This is a genomic window from Pseudarthrobacter sulfonivorans (assembly GCF_024391045.1).
Taxonomy (GTDB): domain Bacteria; phylum Actinomycetota; class Actinomycetes; order Actinomycetales; family Micrococcaceae; genus Arthrobacter; species Arthrobacter sulfonivorans_B.
On record NZ_JANFCZ010000067.1, the window covers coordinates 1 to 387 of the forward strand.

Annotated in this window: 1 protein-coding gene; it reads right to left on the reverse strand. The window is 65.4% G+C overall.

Annotated elements, in window-relative coordinates:
- A partial coding sequence (locus tag NQJ30_RS18900) for a class II fructose-bisphosphate aldolase (RefSeq protein WP_255771850.1) occupies window positions 1-383 on the reverse strand: 383 nt, incomplete at its 3' end.
- Window positions 384-387: the final 4 nt, after the last annotated feature.

Consider the following 387-nt stretch of genomic DNA (forward strand, 5'->3'; position numbering starts at 1 on the left):
TGCGAGTTGAAAATCGGATTGCGGCCGGCCTTGACCTCGGCCTCGGACGCGGCCAGCAACGGCAGGACAAAACCGTCCAGCTTGTCCTTCGGGCAGTGATCCGTGTGCAGGGCGATGTTCACGCCGTAGTTCTTGGCCACTTCGCGGGCGAACGCGGCGAAGCCCAGGGAACCGGCAACCATGTCCTTGGTGGACGCACCGGACCAGTAAGCAGCCCCGCCCGTGGACACCTGGACGATGCCGTCCGACTCGGCCTCAGCGAAACCGCGGAGTGCGGCGTTGAGCGTCTGCGAGGACGTCACGTTCACGGCCGGGAACGCGAAGCCGCCCGCCTTGGCGCGGTCGATCATCTCGGAGTAGATCTCTGGGGTTGCAATGGGCATGCTG